This window comes from Sodalis sp. (in: enterobacteria), assembly GCF_047607725.1.
In the GTDB taxonomy this organism is placed as follows: Bacteria; Pseudomonadota; Gammaproteobacteria; order Enterobacterales; family Enterobacteriaceae; genus JBLKSS01.
The window spans coordinates 1-2,822 of the sequence record NZ_JBLKSS010000262.1 but is presented as its reverse complement, the minus strand read 5'-3'; the positions used below and the strand labels follow the sequence as shown (position 1 = coordinate 2,822).

The following is a 2,822-nucleotide window of genomic DNA, read 5'->3' as shown; positions in this document are numbered from 1 at the left end:
TTAAAGTCCAGCGGGAAATTGGGACGACGTCTTGAGGGTTTTGGTGGGGTTTGTTTCATGAATTGCGCCCATTAAAAAAATAATGGACATCATCTTCAATAACTTGATGGGGAATTAACAGACGGCGCTGGGCATACGCTGACGCCCGCGCCCGCAAGCGTCCTGCCTGAACATAAAGGAACAAGACTGGAGGGCGTCGTGATAACCACATCGATATGACCGCCCAGCGTGGCGGTCACCCCTTCCGCTGCCGAGCCAAAACTGACCGCTTTGATTTTATGGATATCGGCACCGATAGCCTTAGCCAGTTCCATCGCGGCGGCGTAATTAACGGTACCTACGCCACTGGAAACCGAAAACGAAACGCTGGCGGGATCCTGCCGAAGTTTGGCGATGAGATCCTTACAATCCTTAATAGGGGAATCGCTACGTACCGCAAAGAGGAAACGCTCGCTGAACAACAGCGCCAGCGGAGTAAATTGCCGGTAATCGATAGGGATGCGCCCCAGTAATTTGTTGGTGATGAAGGGGGTGTTTACGACCTGGATGCGCTCAGCGTCGCCGGGCTGGTTCAACAAAGCGTTCAACGCCACAGAATGGCCGCCACCGGGGCGATTGACCGCCTCGCCGCCGCCTGGAATCAATCCCGCGTGTTGCAGACCATCGTTCACCATTCTGGCAGTACGGGTCCATCGACCCACCCGGGCCGACGCCCACCAGCACCTGAACGGGTTGTTGAGGCCGCCAGTCATCGTTTTGCCCGGCATGCGCCGCCAGAGGATGAATCGACAGGAAGAGTAGCGGTAAAAATCTACGCCACGCGATACGCCGCCCCAATAAATCATTCGCCGTCATTATTTATTCCCTTTGGTCCATTCATTAAGAAGCTCAGCAAGGTTAGCGGCCACACGCCTCTCTCTGCCAGCCTCATTACGCCGACAGTAGCATTCGATAAAAGATAAAAGAAATTCATTTTATGGATAAGTTAATATGCAAAAAGCAAATAATCATCTAACGCGAAGAAGATAATGGCGCCGCCATTATTACGTCTTCTACATCAACCGCGGCATAGAGGCTTCACGATATAATATCTATAAAATTCAATATAGTAGATTTCACCCGCCTTTTTCTCGCTCTTTCCTCCGGTCTGTTAAAATGACTAAACTCACCCTTAGTACTTTAATAACTTATCTTATCTTCAAATATCATAATTAATTTTCATAATTTTAAGATTCAATATCACGATATTTTATATTGAACACAGTGTGTATTTTGCCTTCGCAAAATGCATATTGCACCGGTTTCTGCATAAAAGGAAAAACTATGGCCGATAGGCAAACCCTATCTGAAATATATCCGCGTACGGGTCAATTGGTCCGTTTTATTCAACGGGCGCGTACCCTGGTATTCCCCCATCGCGTCGTGCTGGAAGCGAAACGCGCCTTGATTGACTACCTGGGGGTGGCTATCGGGGCGGTAACCGATCCCGTCGTTAACGCGGTCCGCCAGGTCGCGTTAGGTTGGCAAGCGGCCGGCCGCGCGCAGATTATCCTGGGCGGCCAGACTACGCCTGCGCTGGCGGCGCTGATAAATGGCACCATGGCGCATGCGGCGGATTTTGATGATACCCACCCTGGCGGCGCAGGACATCCCAGCGGCCCGTGCTGATCGACGGCGCTGGCGCTGGGTCAGGCGCAAAACCTGACTGAGCAACAGGTGCTGGCCGCATTTATCACCGGTTATGAAATCATGGCGCGCCTGGGCGGCGGCGGAACGCAGAGGATCGGCAGAAACCTGCAGCGCAGGGAATTTCACCTGACCGCCATTGCCGGCCGGGCGGACACGACCGCGGTGGCCGCCTCACTAAACGGCCTCGATGAGGCCGCGTCGGCGAATGCCCTCGGCGCAGAGGCAACGATGATGGGAGGATTGATGAAGTCCTCGGGGACGCACGGCAAGCCCTTCCACGCCGGCAAAGCGGCTATGGACGGAATTATGGCGGCCGAGTTGGCGCAGTCGGGTTTTATTGCTGCCCCCCATTTTTATGAACCGGCGGGCTGGCTGAAATCCTTTATTCAGTCCGGTGATGTTGACGTGCCGCTTCTGGACCTTGGCGAAACCTGGGAATTGTCCTTTAACGGCTATAAACGTTATGCCAGTTGCCGCGGCACCCATGCTTCCATCGAAACCGCCCAAGGATTATTTCCCGAGCTTAACGGCCGCGAAATCGCCCACGTCCAAGCCTACGTTCACCCCATGTGTATGATCAACGCCGGTAACCCACGCCCCCGCACGCCGCTGGAAACCAAATTCAGTGTCCAGCACTGCATCGCCCTGGCGCTCTGCGGTTTTCTGCTGGGGGAACAAGACTTCACGGGCGGAAAGACCACGGATCCGCAGGCCCGGGCTTTACTTGAAAAAGTGGTGGCGCAGGCGGTGGAAGGGCAAGCGCCCCATGAGTCGGTCATCGAAATAAGCTTTACCAACGGTGAGCAATTACGGGGCGAAACCAAAATGGTTCGTAGCCATGCGCTCAATCCCCTCTCCCTTGATGAATTACATGAGAAGTTCTCCCGCCTGACGGTGCCGGCCCTGGGATCTGAGAACAGCGAACTTCTATTCCACACCGCAGCCAATTTTGAGCATCCTGGCGCGCGGCGTACATTAACCGCCCTGCTGGCTGCAGATTCCGACGTATCCGATCATCTGTTCCGGCGACATCCGATCAGTTATTCCGATATTTTCCGATCACCCATTCCAGTGATATTCGATCACGTGTTCGCTCATCTTCTGACTCGGTTTTAGTCTATTTTTCCTGTGCT

Annotated in this window: 2 protein-coding genes and 1 pseudogene; 2 read left to right on the top strand and 1 reads right to left on the bottom strand. The window is 53.8% G+C overall.

The window, feature by feature from the left end:
• Positions 1-95: 95 nt before the first annotated feature.
• Entirely contained in the window at positions 96-845 is a 750-nt protein-coding gene (locus tag ACMX3H_RS17995) for a tripartite tricarboxylate transporter substrate-binding protein (protein ID WP_415211772.1), read from the bottom strand.
• A 478-nt stretch (positions 846-1,323) separates the two neighbouring features.
• On the opposite strand from ACMX3H_RS17995, the pseudogene ACMX3H_RS17990 reads away from it, so the two are divergent.
• Positions 1,324-2,079, top strand: a pseudogene (locus tag ACMX3H_RS17990) (MmgE/PrpD family protein); the annotation flags it as partial.
• Between the two features lie 15 nt (positions 2,080-2,094).
• A complete protein-coding gene (locus ACMX3H_RS17985; RefSeq protein WP_415211773.1) occupies positions 2,095-2,805 on the top strand; it encodes a hypothetical protein in 711 nt (236 codons plus the stop codon).
• Positions 2,806-2,822 lie beyond the last annotated feature (17 nt).